Source organism: Candidatus Accumulibacter sp. ACC007 (assembly GCF_907163205.1).
GTDB lineage: Bacteria > Pseudomonadota > Gammaproteobacteria > Burkholderiales > Rhodocyclaceae > Accumulibacter > Accumulibacter regalis.
In genome coordinates, this window is sequence record NZ_CAJQUD010000008.1 from 329526 (window position 1) to 346940 (window position 17415).

18 protein-coding genes and 3 pseudogenes are annotated in these 17415 nt (G+C 62.0%); 10 read left to right on the top strand and 11 right to left on the bottom strand.

What is annotated here, in order from left to right:
- Window positions 1-537 precede the first annotated feature (537 nt).
- From QZ634_RS17625 to QZ634_RS17635, 3 genes and pseudogenes are all read left to right on the top strand, one after another.
- Window positions 538-1362, top strand: a complete 825-nt coding sequence (locus QZ634_RS17625; RefSeq protein ID WP_291985852.1) for a site-specific integrase — start codon at window positions 538-540, stop codon at window positions 1360-1362.
- A pseudogene (locus QZ634_RS17630) lies at window positions 1290-1445 on the top strand (integrase); the annotation flags it as partial. The gene QZ634_RS17625 and the pseudogene QZ634_RS17630, both read left to right, overlap by 73 nt.
- On the top strand, window positions 1442-2548 hold the full coding sequence (locus tag QZ634_RS17635) for a transposase (RefSeq protein WP_291990654.1): 1107 nt from the start codon (window positions 1442-1444) through the stop codon (window positions 2546-2548). The pseudogene QZ634_RS17630 and the gene QZ634_RS17635, both read left to right, overlap by 4 nt.
- A 320-nt stretch (window positions 2549-2868) precedes the next feature.
- Here QZ634_RS17635 and QZ634_RS17640 read toward each other — a convergent pair whose 3' ends face one another.
- Together QZ634_RS17640 and QZ634_RS17645 are read right to left on the bottom strand one after the other, a co-directional pair.
- Entirely contained in the window at window positions 2869-3738 is an 870-nt protein-coding gene (locus QZ634_RS17640) for a delta-class carbonic anhydrase (protein ID WP_291990656.1), read from the bottom strand.
- Window positions 3739-3899: 161 nt separating this feature from the next.
- Entirely contained in the window at window positions 3900-4250 is a 351-nt protein-coding gene (locus QZ634_RS17645) for a hypothetical protein (RefSeq protein ID WP_291990658.1), read from the bottom strand.
- Window positions 4251-4929: 679 nt separating this feature from the next.
- Here QZ634_RS17645 and QZ634_RS17650 point away from each other — a divergent pair.
- From QZ634_RS17650 to QZ634_RS17660, 3 genes are read left to right on the top strand one after another with little or no spacing between them, the layout of a single operon-like run.
- Complete coding sequence (locus QZ634_RS17650) at window positions 4930-6183, top strand: site-specific integrase (protein WP_291985049.1); 1254 nt, start codon at window positions 4930-4932, stop codon at window positions 6181-6183.
- A complete protein-coding gene (locus QZ634_RS17655) occupies window positions 6180-7157 on the top strand; it encodes a tyrosine-type recombinase/integrase (RefSeq protein WP_291985051.1) in 978 nt (325 codons plus the stop codon). Before QZ634_RS17650 ends, QZ634_RS17655 begins: the two co-directional genes overlap by 4 nt.
- Entirely contained in the window at window positions 7150-8163 is a 1014-nt protein-coding gene (locus QZ634_RS17660) for a tyrosine-type recombinase/integrase (RefSeq protein WP_291985053.1), read from the top strand. The genes QZ634_RS17655 and QZ634_RS17660 overlap by 8 nt, the downstream gene beginning before the upstream one ends.
- 160 nt (window positions 8164-8323) lie before the next feature.
- On the opposite strand, the gene QZ634_RS17665 is transcribed toward QZ634_RS17660, so the two are convergent.
- The 4 genes from QZ634_RS17665 to QZ634_RS17680 form a co-directional block, all read right to left on the bottom strand.
- On the bottom strand, window positions 8324-8686 hold the full coding sequence (locus QZ634_RS17665) for a transcriptional regulator (RefSeq protein WP_291981323.1): 363 nt from the start codon (window positions 8684-8686) through the stop codon (window positions 8324-8326).
- Window positions 8670-8996, bottom strand: a complete 327-nt coding sequence (locus QZ634_RS17670; RefSeq protein WP_366145418.1) for a DUF6516 family protein — start codon at window positions 8994-8996, stop codon at window positions 8670-8672. Before QZ634_RS17670 ends, QZ634_RS17665 begins: the two co-directional genes overlap by 17 nt.
- Before the next feature lie 99 nt (window positions 8997-9095).
- Entirely contained in the window at window positions 9096-9836 is a 741-nt protein-coding gene (pglZ, locus tag QZ634_RS17675) for a BREX-2 system phosphatase PglZ (RefSeq protein WP_291990700.1), read from the bottom strand.
- Window positions 9743-10135, bottom strand: coding sequence for a hypothetical protein (locus QZ634_RS17680; RefSeq protein WP_291990702.1), 393 nt, complete (start codon window positions 10133-10135; stop codon window positions 9743-9745). Before QZ634_RS17680 ends, pglZ begins: the two co-directional genes overlap by 94 nt.
- Window positions 10136-10220: 85 nt before the next feature.
- Here QZ634_RS17680 and QZ634_RS17685 point away from each other — a divergent pair, with 85 nt between their 5' ends.
- A complete protein-coding gene (locus QZ634_RS17685; protein ID WP_291990703.1) occupies window positions 10221-10667 on the top strand; it encodes a hypothetical protein in 447 nt (148 codons plus the stop codon).
- A 102-nt stretch (window positions 10668-10769) separates the two neighbouring features.
- On the opposite strand, the pseudogene QZ634_RS17690 reads toward QZ634_RS17685, so the two are convergent.
- The 3 genes and pseudogenes from QZ634_RS17690 to cynS form a co-directional block, all read right to left on the bottom strand.
- A pseudogene (locus QZ634_RS17690) lies at window positions 10770-11111 on the bottom strand (NERD domain-containing protein); the annotation flags it as partial.
- Window positions 11112-11357, bottom strand: a complete 246-nt coding sequence (locus QZ634_RS17695) for a helix-turn-helix transcriptional regulator (protein ID WP_291990659.1) — start codon at window positions 11355-11357, stop codon at window positions 11112-11114.
- 280 nt (window positions 11358-11637) lie between these two features.
- Complete coding sequence (gene cynS / locus QZ634_RS17700) at window positions 11638-12081, bottom strand: cyanase (RefSeq protein WP_291990661.1); 444 nt, start codon at window positions 12079-12081, stop codon at window positions 11638-11640.
- A gap of 517 nt (window positions 12082-12598) precedes the next feature.
- On the opposite strand from cynS, the gene QZ634_RS17705 reads away from it, so the two are divergent.
- From QZ634_RS17705 to QZ634_RS17715, 3 genes are all read left to right on the top strand, one after another.
- On the top strand, window positions 12599-13456 hold the full coding sequence (locus tag QZ634_RS17705; RefSeq protein WP_291904009.1) for a formate/nitrite transporter family protein: 858 nt from the start codon (window positions 12599-12601) through the stop codon (window positions 13454-13456).
- Between the two features lie 62 nt (window positions 13457-13518).
- Window positions 13519-15255: a bifunctional protein-serine/threonine kinase/phosphatase gene (locus QZ634_RS17710; RefSeq protein WP_291990663.1), complete on the top strand. Its 1737-nt coding sequence runs from the start codon at window positions 13519-13521 to the stop codon at window positions 15253-15255.
- 50 nt (window positions 15256-15305) lie between these two features.
- Window positions 15306-16154: a putative RNA methyltransferase gene (locus QZ634_RS17715; protein ID WP_291990664.1), complete on the top strand. Its 849-nt coding sequence runs from the start codon at window positions 15306-15308 to the stop codon at window positions 16152-16154.
- Between the two features lie 222 nt (window positions 16155-16376).
- Here the strand turns inward: QZ634_RS17715 and QZ634_RS17720 are convergent, their stop codons facing one another.
- On the bottom strand, window positions 16377-16901 hold the full coding sequence (locus tag QZ634_RS17720; RefSeq protein WP_291990666.1) for a peroxiredoxin: 525 nt from the start codon (window positions 16899-16901) through the stop codon (window positions 16377-16379).
- Between the two features lie 115 nt (window positions 16902-17016).
- A pseudogene (locus QZ634_RS17725) lies at window positions 17017-17415 on the bottom strand (glutathione-disulfide reductase); the annotation flags it as partial.

Sequence of the window (17415 nt, forward strand, 5' to 3'; positions counted from 1 at the left end):
CCATAGAGGGTGCCGCATTGCAGTCCCAAGCCGACGGTTGCGAAGAGGCACCTTCTGATTCAAGGGGGCTTGCTGGCGAGCATGGATTCGCAGCAGTAGCCTTTGATTGGCGGTGTTGTGGAATCGGGCAAACAAAGGGCAATGGAGCGTAGCGGACCTGCCGTCCGGTGGGCTTTGTCGTTGAACGACTGCTTCCAGCCGCGACGAAGGTCGGCTTTGGGTCGTGATGCGACCGACCTCTCGTCGACTTCGTCGCCGGAAAGCGGTCAGTGAAGCTTCGCTTCCCGGAAGCGGCCATTCATTATCGAGTGCTGACGACCCATAGCCGACCACCGGCGCTAAGGAAAGCAGACGTTCAACGCCAGCCTTCAGCGTAGCAGGCGCGGTAGCGACTGCGTCCGCTGCAAGGCATTGTTGGACGAAGCCGCTACGCGGAGGAAAGCGCGGTGCTGTCGTCGTGCTGAAGTCAAGATGTGACCTCGCCCCTCATCCGAGGGATGTTCATGACGAATGCGAGGTTACCGCAAGATGAAAGACATGTCCGCTGTCGCAACGACGAATTTTGACACGAACTACGAGCTGCACCAGAAGCACCTGAAGCTCAAGGGCTTGCAGCCGAAGACGATCGACGCGTATTCGCGCGCTATCCGCCGGGTGGGAGACTACTTCGCTCATCAGATCGACGATCTGAGCGAGGCCGACCTGTTGGACTACTTCGCCGACCTGCGTGAGACGCACTCCTGGAGTTCGCTCAAGCTCGATCTGTACGGGCTCAAGTTCTACTACGAGCACGTGCTGAAGAAACCCTGGGTGGCGCCCGGCCTGATCAAGCCGCCGCGCTCACAGCGCCTGCCGGACATCGTCACGGTCGAGGAGACCGAGCGCATTTTCCTGGCCACGCAGGTGCTCAGTTACCGCGTTTTCTTCTTTACCCTCTACAGTCTCGGCCTGCGCCTGGGCGAAGGGTTACGGCTGACGGTCGCCGACATCGATGCGGCGCGCGAGCGCGTGCATATCCGCGACGCTAAGGGCAACAAGGATCGCCTGGTGCCGCTGCCGACGGCCACCTACCAACTCCTGCGCCGTTTCTGGCAGCGCCACCGTCATCCCGTCCTGCTGTTTCCCAATCGCCACGGCGGCTTGGCGCGCGTGCGCACGGCCAGGACGCCGCTCGACCGCAGCGGCGTCCAGAAAGCACTGAAGGCGGTGGTCGAATCCTGCGGTCTAAAAAAAACATTTCGCCACACAGCTTGCGTCACGCCTATGCCACGCACCTCGTCGAGGCGGGCGTCGAGCTCACCGAGGTTCAGAGAATTCTCGGCCATCACTCGATTCTCACGACGGTTCGCTACACCCATCTGACGGATCAGACCAAGCATCACGCGATCGAGCGCATCAACGCGCTGATGGACCGCTATTCGCTGGCCAAGGGGACGCCGCGATGATCCGCCTCGGCTCTGTCATCGCCCAATTCGAAGCGGACTTCATGACGCAATTTCGCCACCGGCTGAGCTTCGAGCAGCTTCGGGCGCTCTCGGCGATGCGCGATTGCCGCAGCCCGGCCAGCCCGATGATGCAGCTCCAGTGCGAAGGCTGCGATCAGCAAAAACTCGTTCCGCATTCCTGCGGCCATCGCCTTTGCCCCCACTGCCAGCACCACGAGAGCCAGCAATGGCTGGAACGTCAGATGCTGCGCCTCGTCCCGGCCGACTACTTTCTGCTGACCTTCACGCTGCCGGCCGAATTGCGCGGGCTCGCTGCGGCGCACGCCGAGGTCGTCTTCGATTGCTTGATGCGCCGTGCCTGGGAAACGGTGCACCGCTTCAGTCGGAACGACCGGCAGTTGCAGGGGACGCCGGGGGCGATCGCGGTCCTGCACACGCACTCGCGTCGGCTCGACTTCCACCCGCATGTCCATCTCGTCGTCCCCGCGGCGGCGATCGATGCGGCGAAGCAGCGCTGGCGACGCAAGCGGCGCGGCAAGAACGGCACCTACCTGTTCAACGAGAAGGCGATGGCCAAGGTCTTCCGGGCAAAGATGCTGGCGGCGATCGAGGCGGCCGGCATTCGCCTGCCGGCGTGCTATCCGCGGGAATGGGTGGCGCACTGCAAATCGGTGGGTAGCGGCGAGAAGGCTCTGATCTACCTCGGTCGCTATCTCTACCGCGGCGTCATCCGTGAACAGGATCTCCTCGCCTGCGACAATGGCCGGGTGAGCTTCCGCTATCGCAACGCGAAGACCGGCAAGGTGGAAAAACGCGCGCTCGCCGGTGTCGATTTCCTCTGGCTGATCCTCCAGCACGTGCTGCCCAGGGGCTTTCGCCGCGCGCGCAATTTCGGCTTCCTGCACGCCAATTGCAAACGCCTGATCGGCTTGCTTCAGCGCTTGCTGAAGTTCGATCCCAGCCGCTTCACGCCACCGCGCAAGGAGCGGCCAGCGATGCTTTGCTCGTGCTGTGGCGCCGTGATGGCGATCGTCAGGACCCGGATTCGATCGACGTCGCCCGGCGGCGTCGTTGTTCCACCGGCCGTCGGGGTCGCCAGCTGATCATGTAAGCCGCCTTCACAGCGCTGTCCGGCCGCGTTCGGGACTTCAGTTTCCCCAAGCTGCGTGACGCGCTCGCTCGGAATTCGGTGGCGGGAACGCTAAAACGGCCGGATGCACACGATCTTCGCTGATGGTGCAGCAGCGCACCGGGACTTCTCGCTCCCGGTCCTCCGGAGTTCATGCTTCCGGGGTAACTCCAAAAAAGATATTTGCAGAGCGCGCGCCCAGCGCTCCGGCCCGGGCTCGTCCAACAAACGGATCAGATCGTGGCTTCGCACGATCTATCCTTATTCGTTAGCGCTTCTTACTTGTTCGTCTACTCAGTCTGCGATCTTTGAAATGAGCTTCTGGTTCACAACAAGGTTGCGCACGCCATGAGCATGGTCTTCCTTGAACACATTGCCTTTGCACCACTTCCCTACCGACTGGATGTTTACTTTGGCAACCTTGGGTCGGACGCTCCAGGTAACCTGGAACGGTGAGCCTTGTTCATTATAGCTAGGCCCCGTGGTAGACCCTGAATACTGAATAGGCTTGCCAGTATTGCTGGGGATACCCAAGGCTTGTTGAAATCCATTCTTCTCTCCATGTTTGGTCAATTCCCCAAAGTCCAAAGCGTTGGCATCATTCACCAGAACATAGACTTGAGTTTCTACGCGCAGCTGTGGATTTTTGATTGATTCATTTAAGCACGCTCCCAATGTAGGTCCAGGTTTGATTTGAGCTGATGAATGTACATAGTGAACTTCGATCGTATCACCTGAGTGGAGACGGCCGTGCTCGCTGGGGCAGACCTCATGATCAGCTGGCGACAACTCTGTCTCGGTTAACTTACCAGAATATTTAAATCCTGATTGATAACCGTGCCCATCGCCATTGCCAGCGTACTTAGTGAACTCGCCACCTTTGTGCTCGGCATTCTTGTGGAAATGGATATTGCACAAGTTCATTTCTGTGTGGGCAGGGGCAGTACCGAAGGAAATAGTATTACTACCAGACTCTGAGTCGATGTCTCGGGGAGCTTGCGGCCCGAAACCCTTACCTTCGGTGTTCTTTGCCAAATTCGCACGTTGATGTGAGATGACTTCATCAGAAACGGGGCCATGGCTGCCAGAACGAGTCTCTTTAGCGAGAACAATGAACGGCAAGGCTGCCGCAGTTGCTAGAATAAAAAGCATTTTTGCTTTCATGTTTTCCCTCCTATCAGTGGTTGGTTGAAATTGACATAATTATTGGTGCTGCGTGCTCGTTACATTGCGCTAACGAATAGACCACGTTGGGAGTCAGGTCTGTCCCCGTGCTGTGGGCAAAAGTCAAGAGCTGACCCCGTCCAATGAACCGTCCACCACGGCTACTCAAGGTACTCCCCTCCACCACTCGGCAGCACAAGTGGGAGAGAGAACTTGATTCGGGTTACGGCTGCATGCTCACCACCATCATCGTTCTTCTTGCCGAGCGAGATACTGCCAAGAAAAACTCCGATGCCCTCGCTGGTACCAGATTTCCGAATTGATGCAAGGTCAACATCAAACTCAACAAAGTGAGGCTTTCCGCTGTTGAAGTAGTTGTACTGCCCAGCGTCTCTAAATTGCACCCTACTGGGATTGATCTCAGCACCCTTCTCTTTGATTAGAGCTTGAGCCTCGGTGACACCATCGACGATGTTTCGGATAGATTCTTCTTTGAAGTCTTTGAGTTCCATAACTGTCTGCTAGTAAGTTGTGGCATCGAGAAATATGACTTTGTTTTGTGACGGCGGCTTTGCTGCATGGCATCGGAATATTCGGCCGAAATTGACGTCGCTCGGGAGAGTTGGACGCCTTAGCGTAGCAGGCTCTGCGCGCAGTGGGTACTGATTCTAGAGGATAAAAAAATCGCGAGAAATGGCGATTTCCAGAGCGCGTCGATAGCATACACGCAGGCCGCTTCAATGGCCGCTCTCGGCAGATTTTTCCCCCGTCTGCTCCTGGCCGGGTCGAGACAGTGCAAGCATCAAGTTGCTTGCCGAATTCCGGACATTCAGCCGCGTCAGGGAACGCCTTGGCTATTTAAGTTGGATGACCACCTCGACCGGCAGGTTGTGGCCGTGTCGAGACAGTGCAGGCATCAAGTTGCTTGCCGAATTCCGGACATTCAGCCGCGTCACGGAACGCCTTGGCTATTCAAATTGGATGACCACCTCGACCGGCAGGTTGTGGCCGTTATGGATAGATGTTCATAACGGCCATTATGCATAGTTCCCAGTTATGAACAGTTGGCCCACCGCAATGGCTGAATCGGCCTGTCCTTGCTCCTAATCTGAAGCGTTGACGAGCCTTGGGCTGGACATAAGTCCGGCGCAGGAGCAGCACGGTAACTCCTCTTCCGGATAGGAGATTACCATGCCCAAGATCCCCTCCTTGCATCTGACGCTGCGAGGCTGGTTGCTCAATGGTCCGCTGGCCGCGTATGTGCCGGCCTACCGCGAACGACTGGAGCGCGGCCGCTACGCATCCAGCACAAGCCAGCGATGTCTGAACGCCGTCTCACACTTCGCTCACTGGATGTCGCTGTGCCGATTGCCGGTGGCCAAGCTCGACGAGAGCCGCATCGATCAATTTCTCCAGGAGCACCTGCCACACTGTGGTTGCAGAGCGCCGGTGATGCGGCATCCGCGCGAGGCACATGCTGCCTTGATGCCCCTGCTGGCCATCCTTCGCCAGCGCGGCGTGATCGCTGACTTGCCGACGGCGTCGGGTCCGATCGCCGAAGAACTGAGTCACTACGACGCTTACATGCTCGATACCCGCGGGCTGGCGAGCGGCACCCGTTCCGTCCGACTGCGGATCATCGAGCGGCTACTGGTGCACAAATTCGCAGGCCGCCCTCTGGATCTGCGCAAGCTGCGGCCGGAGGACATCCGCCGCTTCGTCGGCGAGCAGTTGGAGCTGCGCAACACGATCAGCAACGCGGTGACCATCAACGCCGCCGTGCGTGACTATCTGCGCTGGCGCTCCACTTGCGGCGATCCGGTGCAAACGCTGCTGGGCGTCATCGCCTCGCCCGCCAACTGGGCTCATGCGTCGCTGCCGCAAGCGCTGCAGCCCGATGAGGTCGGCCGTGTCCTGAGCTCATTCAGCCAGACGCTGCGCTCGCCCAAGCGCGGCTATGCGGTCGTCCGCTTGGCGCTTGATCTGGGCCTTCGTTGTATCGAGATCAACCGGCTGCAGTTGGACGACATCGACTGGCCGCACGGCACGCTCACGCTGAGGCGGACGAAGTCTCGCCGCCAGGATGTCCTGCCGCTGCCGGTACTCACGGGCAAGGCGCTGGAGGCCTACCTGCGGCATGAGCGACCGGCTACCAGCAACCGATCCCTGTTCGTACGCTGCATAGCACCGCACGATGCGCCGGTGAGCGTTCATGCCATCCGGCGGGTGATCCGCGACGCCTTCAGCCGTGCCGGTATCCCGCATGGCCGGGCACACGCGCTGCGCCACACCTTGGCCTGTCGGCTGGTCAACAGCGGCGGCTCGATCAAGGAAGTCGCCGACGTGCTGCGCCACCGCTCGCTGAACACCTCTCTCATCTACGCGAAGACCGATCGCGTTGCCTTGGCTGAAGTGGCGTTGCCCTGGCCCGGGAGCGCAGCATGAGCGCGCGCATATCCCTTCCCGAGCGGATCGCGGAGTACCTGGCCGAGCGGCGTCGCCTCGGGTTCGAACTTCATTACATGGGTCAAGCGCTCGGCCGGTTCGCGCGCTATGCCGAGGCAGCCGGTCACCGCGGGCCGCTCACCGTCGAGTTAATGGCTTCCTGGGCGCGTCAGGCCAAGGGTGGCCAAGGTGATCGGGGTACGGCGACTCGCGCTTTACGTCTGCTCAGGCCGTTTACGCGCTGGCTGCAGCAGTTCGAGCCGGCCACCGAGGTGCCCGATGAGGCGACCTTCGGGCCGGTCCCGGGCCGGCTGACCCCACACATCTTCCGCGACGAGGAGGTCGAGGCGTTGCTCGAAGCGGCCGGGCAGGTCGGGCCGCCACTGCGTAGTGCCGTCATGCGGACGTTGTTCGGGCTGATCGCCTGTACAGGTCTGCGCATCTCCGAAGCCCTGGCACTGGTCAACGCGGATGTCGACCTCAAGGTCGGCTTGCTGACCGTCCGCTGCAGCAAGTTCGGCAAGTCGCGGCTGGTGCCGCTGCACCCCAGTGCAGTGGCCGCCCTGTGCGCTTACCGCGGTGAGCGGACGAAGTATGTGCCTGCCGATCCTGAAGGGCGGTTCTTCATCGCCACCCGCGGCCGCCGTCTCGGCCGGGCGCTCAGTGATCGGCAGGCACACCGCATCTTCGATCAGCTGCGCCGGAAACTGGGCTGGGTCTCCCGCGGCGGCCACGGTGCGGCGCGCATCCACGATCTGCGCCACAGCTTTGCGGTGCGCCGCCTGTTGCGCTGGCATGAGCAGGGCGAGAACGTGCACGAGCACATGCTGGCGTTGTCGACCTACATGGGCCACGCCAAGGTCTCCAACACGTACTGGTACCTCACGGGCACGCCCGAACTCCTGCAAGTGGTGAGCAGGCGCTTCGAGCACTTCGTCGATCCGTACGAAGCCGAGGAGGACGACGATGGTTAAGCCCGATTCAGTCCAGGCGCCCAGCTTCGCGGCCCTGGTACAGGCGTTCTTCGCCGAGCACTTGCAGCAGCAGCGGGCGATGAGCCCACGCACAGTTGCCGCGTATCGCGATGCCTTCTTGCTGTTTCTGAACTTCGCCCAGGTGCGGCTGCGCAAGCAGCCTACCGAGATCCGGCTCGAGGAGATCACGCCGGGGCTGATCTTGGCCTTCCTCGACCACCTCGAGTGCGAGCGCGGCAATGCGGTGAGGAGCCGCAATGCCCGGCTGGCGGCGCTGCGCGCGTTCCTGAAGTTCGCCGGTCGGCGCGACATGAGCGCCTTGCATGCCGTCGAGATGGCGCTAGCCGTGCCGATGAAGCGTTTCGAGCGGCCGATGTTGGGCTTCCTGACGCGCGAGGAGATGCTGGCGATCATCGGCAAGCCGGACGAGTCCTGGACAAGCCAGCGCGACCACCTACTCATCAGGATGCTCTACAACACCGGCGCCCGGGTCTCCGAGATCATCGGCGTGACGCTGGCCGACGTGGTGCTTGACGGTGCAGCGTGCGTGCAACTGCATGGCAAAGGGCGCAAGCAGCGCACGGTACCGCTGTGGCGATCGACGGTGAAGCAGATTCGGGCGTGGCTGCGACTAAACCCGCAGCTGCAACCAACATCGGCGCTGTTGCCCAACCGCGATGGCCACGCCATGACGCGTGGCAACGTCACCCAGCGCCTCACACTCGCCGTCAAGGCCGCGACTGTAGCGCAGCCGCAGCTTGCCAAGCGTCGGGTCTCCCCGCACCTCATCCGCCACACGACGGCAATGCACCTCTTGCAGTCCGGCGTAGACATCAGCGTCATCGCGCTGTGGCTGGGGCACGAGAGCCCGACGACAACTCACCTATACGTCGAAGCTGACCTCGCGATGAAGGAGCAGGCCCTGGGGAGACTGCAGGAACCAGACGCCGCGATCAGGCGCTACAAGGCACCCAACTCGTTGCTCGAGTTCCTGAAGACCCTGTAATTATGCGCAGGCCGCAGGTATCGTACACCGACCCTGTGCTCGTGCGATGCCGCGGCCCGCACCGCAACTGGTCATAACTGGGAACTATGCATAATGGCCGGGAGGGGACAAAGTGCAAGGTCCTGCATTTACTTGCCGCAAGCGTTAGCGTTCTCGAAAGTCACGCCGCCGTCAGAATGAAATCCACATGCACCGCATCGTAAGGAAAACGAAACCCTGCCTCGTCTCGCTCGATCAGCCCGGCGGCCAGCAATGAATGCACGTCTGTATGCACACCGCGCACGTCGCGCGCCACACGCCGCGCAATTTCCCGCAATGCGAGCGGCCCGGCACCCGTCATCACCTTGAGGATGTCCCAACGCAGCGGTGTCAGCGTGCGCCATAGCGCCCGCTCATCGACAAAGCCGATAAAGGGCGCGGCGCGCTCGCCGGTGGTCATTGCGCGCATGAAACGAGCATTGATCTCTGCGCGCGACGCAACGCCGATGGTTACGGTGTTTGTCATGTCACTTTCTCCAATCATCGACGGCGGTCCAGAAGTCCGCCAAAATCTGTTCCAGCGAGGCAAACAGGTAGGGAGCCTCCGCTTCGCCACGGTGGACGTGGTCGCCCTTGCCGGCCTCGTTGTCAAAGCGAAGCGCGCGCACCCCATCCACCACGTAGGCCAGACTGTATTTCAGATCGTGCGTGCTGCCGGGTACCTCGGTTGGCACCCGGAATACACGCACAGCGACGAAAGCATCATCCCCGAGCGGGTAGCGGTCATCGAGGATCAGCACGGCTGGCATGTTGTAAATACTAACAACAGCAATAGGTGTTGTAAAGGAATGCAACAGGTGGCGCTCCGCGGTTACGGTACGCCGTCAACTTTTTCGGAACCCCTGCCCGGTTGGCGGCTGGAACCACCCGCAGTTTCCGCCGTAATCCGCCCATCATCGCACCGTCACCCGAAACTGCCGCCCCAACAATTCCCGGTTCAGTTCCACGGTACCCGCCGTCTCGTCGAGCACCAGTACCGCGGCTTGATCAACGTTGAGCACGCGCTTGGCGGCATTGACAAAGCCGCTGATGCGCATTGCGGGCATACCAAGGCGCTGCGCGAGCGCTGCTTTGGAAAGCTTCCCGCCACGAGCCGCCAATGCCTCCAACAGGGAGCGCACGTCGGCATCGGCCGGTGCCACCCGCGCTGCCAGCGCCTTCTGCGCCCTGTAGGCGGGCGACGCCTGAAGTGCATCGATCCAGTGCACTTCAGGATCGACTGCCGCAACAGGTAGCGCCCCACCGAACAGATCGATCTGCGGTGTGGGTGCAGCCGGCGGTTTCGCTTTCAGCAGCTTCTTGGGGAGCGCCGGCGTTTCAGCACCGCCTGCCGGCAATGGCACTTCCAGCGGCGCCCACCAATCCGGCTGTGATGCCGCCGCCACCTGCCAGCCCTTCAACACCATGTTGCGCGGCGTGAATACGCTCAGCGGCACGACGACCTCCTGCGCGGAGACGCCGCCGTGATAGCCGTTCTTCTTGGCCCCGTGGCGTACGCCTTCCGACCAGGTGCACACCACCGCGTTACCGGACGCCGTTTTCACACGGCCGCCCTCGAAAACCAGCTCGCTTGCATCCGGCGTACCCGACGGCAGGTGCCGTACTGGATGAGGTCCTGCAGCTGCTTGCCACAGCCATCGAGCACGTCCGACAGCCGCAGGCCTTGCCCGATGCGCAGCTTTTCGGCGAGATCGAGCACCGAGCTTGCCGGTGGCTGGCCGGAGAAGACGTGATAGGTGATCGCACCCAGGCTGAAGACATCCAGGCTGGGGCCTTGCTGCGTCTCTGATTGCGAGGTTTCTGGAGCCAGATAGACCAGGCCGGGGTCCTCGACATACTCCTCGACGTGCATGGTGCCACCGACCGTACGGCGCGCTGGATCGATGGTGCCGCTGCTCTGCGTGCCCTCTCGTGCACCCGTCTGCCAGTTCATGATGCGCGGCCGTGGCGTTGCGCCGGCAAGGTCCTGAAACAGGACGCTCGCGCAGCAGGAAGTCGAGCCGGATTGCCTTGGGGTCGTGATCGAAGATGAGCGCCGGGCCGAGTTCGGTGTCCTGGTAGTCCTTGACCTTGACGATGCCCGGGTGGTCGATGCCTTCGAGGATCTGGAACTCTCGCTGCGCCTGGCGAACCAGCGACTTGCGCGCCTCAGGCGTGGTGGCGGCAGCAACCGTGTAGATGCGAACGCGCCGGCGTACAGCCGCCATCGCGGTGTGCGTGCCCTCCCAGTCCTGGTAGGAGCCGCCTTCCGACAACAGCGCGCCGAGCTGGTAATCGCCGACCTTGCGATGCTTGTTCGAGGGCCTTATGCCGGCCTCTGCCATGGCCCGGGCAAGCACCCGGGCGTGTTGATGGTCGATGCGGCTGGGCTGAATCGCGCGGGCACTACCACTGCCGTTTTGCAGTGCGTCGATGATGCTGGTATCGGACTCGCTGTCCGGCTGACCGCGCAGGTAGGTGCCTGACCGGGCCGGGCCACTTAGTTTGCAGTGAAGGCTGGTGGCCGACAGGAAGATCAGCGGCTCAACGAAGGGCAAGCGCACCTTCGCCTTGAATACCGATGACTGCCGCCGCAACAGGCTGGCCAGTCGCTTCGACTTGCGGTTGGCGAGGATCAGCGGGTTGTCGTAGGCCCGCTCACGACCGTCGGTGACCCACAGCCAGGTATGCGCGTCGCCGGTGACGTCGCCAGGCCGGCTCTTGATCTCGATGAGGAAGAGACCCGCTGGCGTGAGGACCAGGGCGTCAACCTCGTTGACCTTGCCCTCCTCGTCGATGAACTCGAAGTTGGTCCAGGCGTGCCAGGGCTCGCGATCGGGAAGGTGGTTGCGAAGCCAGTCCAGAGCCTCGCGCTCCCAGGCGAACTGCGACTGTGAGACGGCCTGCCAGCGGCTGAGGCTCATGGGCATTCAGGTCGCTCCCGCAGTCGGCGGGTTGTCGTTTTGCCGAGGCTCGTCCGGGACGATTTCCAGCAACTCACCGAGCCCGCAGCCGAGGACCGTGCAGATTCGCTCCAGCGCGGTGAGATCGACCCGGGTCGCCCGATCGCGCGTCAATGCGGCCACCGTGCTGCGATTGACGCTCGCCAGCCGCGCCAACTCGGTCGTTTTCAGCTGATGGCGGCGCATGAGTTCGACGAGGTGAGAACGGATCATGAAATCTCAATCCATGGCGGGATGTTGCGCAGGATAGCACCCTTTCTTGGTTGAGCATGATGCGGAGATAAGTCACTGGCGCTGACTGGGCGACACTGGTTATCCACCTGAACCGCGGTGTAGCGGCCCAGCTTGCGCGGAGCGGGTCACGGCACGGAGTCAACCCAAGGAAAGCCGGTTACCCGTGCCGGTGCTCATGCGAGTGGAAGCGGGATCCGCGCCGGTTCACCGGCCCCCGCGCTGGCCAGGCCATAGGCAAGCCGTTCGCCTCGTTCAGCGATCAGTAGCTCTTGTAGGGCAGGAACTTCCCCGACATGACGATGCTCACGCGGTCGCCGGCGGCGTTTGCTTCGCGCGTCAGGTTCACGTTGAAGTCAATCGCCGACATGATGCCGTCGCCGAATTCCTCGTGAATCAATTCCTTGAAGGTCGTCCCGTAGACGTTGATCAACTCGTAAAAACGATAGAGCAGCGGGTCCGCCGGCACGGCGGTCGGCAGTGAGCCCTTGTACGGAACGACTTGCAGCAAGGCGACGGCGTCGGCCGGCAGGCCGAAGATCCTGCCGACGGTCGTCGCCTGCTCCTTGTCGAAGGTCATCTGGCCGAGACAACCGGCGGTGACCCATTCCTTGGACAGGCCGACCTCCCTGGCCACGTCGGCCCACTTGAGACCTTTCTGGATCTTGGCGGCGACGATCATTTCGGTGACTTCAATGCGCTTCATGGCTAGCTCCTGGTCAGCGCGGATTTGCGCGGTTGAAAATGCCACGCAGGCTTTCTCCGCGTGCATGCCCGATAGCTCCAGCAGTATTCGTGCCATGCCGCATAGGCGCAGTTTTCGCGACGATTGACCGTGCGCCGGGCGCCTTGCCAGGGCCGCAACCTCGTCCAGGAAAGGCCTGCAGATCGGCCGTCCGGCCTGCCTCGGGAGTGGATTCACTGGCCCGCGGCGAAGCAGGTCTTGGGGCAAACGCGTCGCCTGTCGACTTTGCTGCACTGCCGCACCAGGAACAGGCGCAGACCCGGGCGGAGCGCCCCAAGTGAGGGCGGAAATCAGTTCGAGCAAGCGGCCGGAAACAAGCTGAGGCTTGCCGCTTGCGGGTTTTCGCCGACTGGCACGCTACGTGCTTAGTGTGGTTCAGGTCCGGCAAAACGGCTGCTGGGTGCAGAGACAGAGACGACCAACCTGCGCTGACACCCATGCATCCGAAGAATCCATCACTCACCCAGGAGAGCACATCATGTCCTACCTAGCACCTACAGAGTTCGTCACCAAAATGGTCGATGCAGGGGAATCGAAGATCTTCATGTCCACCCGCGACACCCTCGTTCGCGCCTTCATGGCCGGCGCCATCCTCGCCCTGGCCGCCGCTTTTGCCGTCACCATCACTGTCCAGACCGGCGAACCGCTTGCCGGCGCCATCCTTTTCCCGGTCGGCTTCTGCATCCTCTATCTGCTCGGCTTTGACCTGCTGACCGGCGTGTTCACGCTTTGCCCGCTGGCCTTGATCGACAAGCGACCGGGAGTGACCGTGGGCGGCATCCTGCGCAACTGGAGCCTGGTCTTCGTCGGCAACTTCGCCGGTGCCCTGACGGTGGCGGTGATGATGGCGATCATCTTTACCTACGGCTTCAGCACGGAACCGAACATCGTCGGACAGAAAATAGGCGTCATCGGCGAAGGGCGTACGGTCGGCTACGCAGCCCATGGGGCAGCGGGCATGCTGACCCTCTTCATCCGTGGCGTGCTGTGCAACTGGATGGTTTCCACGGGTGTCGTGGGCGCCATGGTGTCGACCAACGTAACGGGCAAGGTCGTCGCCATGTGGATGCCGATCATGCTCTTCTTCTACATGGGCTTCGAGCATTCGATCGTGAACATGTTCCTGTTCCCGTCGGGCCTGATGCTGGGCGGAAACTTCTCGATCTATGACTATCTGGTGTGGAACGAAATCCCGACGGTCCTCGGCAATCTGGTCGGCGGTCTGGCCTTCGTCGGCCTGACGCTGTACTCGACGCACGTGCGCACGGCACCGAAGCGCAACGCCGACTACGCCGGCCACCTGAACACCGGCCGCGCGAAGCACAACGCCGCCTGAGCGGTAGCCGGCCTTTGTGTGGGGCTCTCACCGCCAGCGGCGCGAGCCCCAGGCCACGCGCAATGTCCAGCAAACTCACTCTCACTGCCGGCCAGTACTCGGCCAAGGGGCGCAAGGAAATCAATCAGGATTTTCATGGGCTGTGCATCCCGGACGAACCGCTACTGGGTTCGAAGGGAATCGCCATCGCCCTGGCCGACGGCATCAGCAGCAGCGACGTCGGCCACGTGGCCAGCGAATCGGCGATCAAGAGCTTTCTCGACGACTACTACTGCACTTCGGAAGCATGGTCGGTCAAATCGTCGGCGCAGCGCGTGTTGAGCGCAGCAAACTCCTGGCTTTATGCGCAGAGCCGGCACAGCCAGTACCGCTACGACATGGACCGCGGTTATGTGTGCACCCTCAGCGCGCTGATCATCAAGTCCAACACCGCGCACATCTTCCATGTCGGCGACAGCCGCGTTTACCGCCTCCGCGACGCCAACCTGGAACAATTGACCGACGACCACCGGCTCGTCGTTTCCGCGGAGCAAAGCTATCTCAGCCGCGCGCTGGGCATCAGCCCGCAACTCGAAATCGACTATCTGGCCCTGCAGGCCGAAGAAGGCGACGTTTTCATCCTGGCCACCGACGGTGTCCACGAATTCGCTGCGCCGCCATTCATCATCGCGGCCATCAGGGAAGCCGGCGACGATCTCGACGCGGCAGCCAGACGCATTGCCGAGGAAGCGTACACGCGGGGCAGCAAGGACAATCTGACGGCCCAGATCGTGAGGATAGAAACCCTGCCCGGGCAGGCGCCCAACGAGCTCTATCACCAGTTGGCAGAGCTGCCGCCGGCGCCCGTTCTGGAAGCGCGGATGCTCTTCGAGGGCTACCGGATCATTCGCCAGGTGCACGGCAGCAGCCGCAGCCACGTCTATCTCGCCGAGGATGTCGATAGCGGCGCGCTGGTCATCGTCAAGACGCCTTCCATCGATCTTCGCGACGACCCCGCGTACCTGGAGCGATTCATGCTGGAGGAGTGGATCGCACGGCGCATCAACAGCGCACACGTTCTGAAACCTTGCGCGCAGACGCGAAAACGCCACTACGTCTACGTCGTTAGCGAATACATCGAAGGGCAGACGCTGGCGCAGTGGATGGTCGACAATCCGGCGCCGGAACTGGAAACGGTGCGCGCCATCGTCGAACAGATTGCCAGAGGCCTGCTCGCTTTCCATCGCCTGGAAATGCTGCACCAGGACCTGCGTCCGAACAACATCATGATCGATGCTTCCGGCACGGTAAAAATCATCGACTTCGGCGCCGCACGCGTGTCCGGACTCGCCGAAGCCGGAACGACGAACCTTCAGCCGCACATTCTCGGGACCGTCCAGTACACTGCGCCCGAATACTTCCTCGGCGAAGCGGGACGGCCTTGCGCCGATTTGTTCTCGCTCGGCGTCATCGCCTACCAGATGCTCTCCGGACGACTACCCTACGGGGCAGAGGTCGCAAAATCGAGAACCAGGGCCGCGCAAAGGAAGCTGCAGTACCAATCGGTACTCGACGAACAGCGCGAAATCCCGGCCTGGATCGACGCCGCCCTGGCCAAGGCGGTCCACCCCGACCCCAACCAGCGCTACGCGGAACTCTCGGAGTTCACCCACGACCTCAGGCACCCCAACCCGGCCCTGCTCAAGGAACGCGCGACGCCACTCATCGACCGCAACCCGCTGCGCTTCTGGCAGGGACTGTCTTTCGTGCTGGCCGTGCTGGTGCTGGCCTTGCTGAGCAGCAATACGCTCGTAAAATAGCCGCGGCGACAGAGCAAGCTACTTCCTCAGGCTTTCAGCGGGCACAGTTCATGAACATCACCCCATTCCAGGCGCTCGCCTGCCCGCTGGACGGCGTTCCCCTGCAACGCAGCGGTGCGACATGGCGGTGCGCTGCCGGGCACAGTTTCGACATCGCCAGTCACGGATATACCCACTTGCTGCCGGTACAGAACAAGCGCTCGCGCGACCCGGGCGACAGCAAGGAGATGGTCGCCGCCCGCCGGCGTTTTCTCAATGGCGGTTTCTACGAGCCGATCGCCGCTGCGGTCTGCAAGGCCGCGCTGAGGGATCTGCCCGCCATGGCCACGGCCAGTTGCCTCGATGCCGGCTGCGGCGAGGGCTACTACCTGCGCCAGTTGGCGGCGGCGACGGGCGGCGACGGACAAACGCTGGCCTTGCTTGGGCTGGACATTTCCAAGTGGGCCGTCCTGTCGGCAGCCAAACAGGACCCGCGGCCCAGCTGGGTCGTCGGCAGCAACGCCGTCTTGCCGGTACAGGCGGGCAGCATCGATCGGCTGCTGTGCATCTTCGGCTTCCCGGTGTATGCCGAATTCGCCCGCGTACTGAAAGCGAACGGCCAACTGCTGCAGGTCGATGCCGGGCCGGATCACCTGCGCGAACTGCGCGAAATCATCTACCCGACGTTGAAGCCGGAACGTGCGGCCACCGTGCACCCACCGCCTGGCTTTGCCGGCCTGTCGAGCGAAAGCTTACGCTACTCGCTCGATCTCGCCGGCCAGGAGACGATTGCCGACCTGCTGGCAATGACCCCGCACCTTTACCGCGCCAGCGCCGAGCGGCGTGCAATTGCCGCGCAGCTGACGGCGCTGTCACTCACCGTCGACGTGCGCCTGACGCGGTTTACCGTAAAGGCATAGCCCAACACGCGTGCGGGGAGCGATGACGGACTGGCCTGCAAACAGGATTGTGGATTCCTATGGACGACGAGTTCACCCATCGTGGCCTTCCTTCCCGGAGAGGAGTATTGCCGGGATCGGAAAGCTTTCGGCGGGCAAGAACCCGCCGGGAAAAGCCAGGGGACAGGAAGGGCCCGACGCTTCACGCTGCGTCGCAAGCCTTCCCTCCCCTTGCGCTGGGGATCAGCGGCTCTTGAGATACTTGAGCATGGTGTCGGCGTCGGACACTTCGAAGGGGTCGGTCGGGCAATTGTCAGCGAAGCCCTTTTCGGAAAACAGGCGCTTTACCTCACCGTCTTCGACATACATCGAGTAGCGCCAGCTGCGCTGGCCGAAGCCGAGATTGTGCTTGTCGACCAGCATCCCCATCTTGCGGGTGAACTCGCCATTGCCATCGGGGAGCAGGAAGACATTCTTGGCATTCTGGCTCTTGCCCCACTGGTACATGACGAAGGCGTCATTGACCGAGATGCAGACCACTGCATCGACGCCCTGCGCCTTGAACTCGTCATAGAGTTCCTCGTAGCGCGGCAGATGCGAGGTCGAGCAGGTCGGCGTGAAGGCGCCGGGCAGTGAAAAGACGACGACGTTCTTGCCCTTGAAGATGTCGTCGCTGCTCAGATCCTTCCACTCGAAAGGGTTCGGCCCACCCAGGGAATCATTGCGTACGCGAGTCTTGAAAACTACGCTCGGGACATCATGCGACATCTTGTTTCTCCTTCGTTGTGTTGGAAAATCAGTCGTTGCTGCGGGTCACACTGAAATGATTGTAGGCCATATCCGGGTTCGACAAACGGATCGGCAAGGCTTTGGACAGGCACGCTCAGTCCTCCCGCCAGGCTTCACGCATGGTAACGAATTCCTCGGCAGCGGTGGGATGGATGCCGATGGTCGTATCGAAGACGGCTTTGGTGGCCCCGGCGCGCATGGCGATGGCGATTCCCTGCATGATCTCGCCAGCGTCCGGGCCCATCATGTGCGCGCCGACGACCCGGTCGCTGGCCTTGTCGACAATCAGCTTCATGAACGTCTTCTCGTCGCGCCCGCTGATGGTGTGCTTCATGGGCTTGAAGGTGGACTTGAACAGGCGCAGGTGACCAAACCTGGCGCGCGCCTCCTCTTCGGTGAAACCGACCGTGCCGATGTTCGGCTGGCAGAAGACCGCCGTGGGGATGAAATCGTAATCCAGCGTGTTGTCCAGCCCGCCAAACTGGCGCCTGGC

Bases quoted from the DNA above. Each gene is read 5' to 3' on its own strand.
- QZ634_RS17625 (WP_291985852.1), top strand. From the start codon at position 538: ATGTCCGCTGTCGCAACGACGAATTTTGACACGAACTACGAGCTGCAC.
- QZ634_RS17635 (WP_291990654.1), top strand. From the start codon at position 1,442: ATGATCCGCCTCGGCTCTGTCATCGCCCAATTCGAAGCGGACTTCATG.
- QZ634_RS17640 (WP_291990656.1), bottom strand. From the start codon at position 3,738: ATGAAAGCAAAAATGCTTTTTATTCTAGCAACTGCGGCAGCCTTGCCG.
- QZ634_RS17645 (WP_291990658.1), bottom strand. From the start codon at position 4,250: ATGGAACTCAAAGACTTCAAAGAAGAATCTATCCGAAACATCGTCGAT.
- QZ634_RS17650 (WP_291985049.1), top strand. From the start codon at position 4,930: ATGCCCAAGATCCCCTCCTTGCATCTGACGCTGCGAGGCTGGTTGCTC.
- QZ634_RS17655 (WP_291985051.1), top strand. From the start codon at position 6,180: ATGAGCGCGCGCATATCCCTTCCCGAGCGGATCGCGGAGTACCTGGCC.
- QZ634_RS17660 (WP_291985053.1), top strand. From the start codon at position 7,150: ATGGTTAAGCCCGATTCAGTCCAGGCGCCCAGCTTCGCGGCCCTGGTA.
- QZ634_RS17665 (WP_291981323.1), bottom strand. From the start codon at position 8,686: ATGATTGGAGAAAGTGACATGACAAACACCGTAACCATCGGCGTTGCG.
- QZ634_RS17680 (WP_291990702.1), bottom strand. From the start codon at position 10,135: ATGAACTGGCAGACGGGTGCACGAGAGGGCACGCAGAGCAGCGGCACC.
- QZ634_RS17695 (WP_291990659.1), bottom strand. From the start codon at position 11,357: ATGATCCGTTCTCACCTCGTCGAACTCATGCGCCGCCATCAGCTGAAA.
- cynS (WP_291990661.1), bottom strand. From the start codon at position 12,081: ATGAAGCGCATTGAAGTCACCGAAATGATCGTCGCCGCCAAGATCCAG.
- QZ634_RS17705 (WP_291904009.1), top strand. From the start codon at position 12,599: ATGTCCTACCTAGCACCTACAGAGTTCGTCACCAAAATGGTCGATGCA.
- QZ634_RS17710 (WP_291990663.1), top strand. From the start codon at position 13,519: ATGTCCAGCAAACTCACTCTCACTGCCGGCCAGTACTCGGCCAAGGGG.
- QZ634_RS17715 (WP_291990664.1), top strand. From the start codon at position 15,306: ATGAACATCACCCCATTCCAGGCGCTCGCCTGCCCGCTGGACGGCGTT.
- QZ634_RS17720 (WP_291990666.1), bottom strand. From the start codon at position 16,901: ATGTCGCATGATGTCCCGAGCGTAGTTTTCAAGACTCGCGTACGCAAT.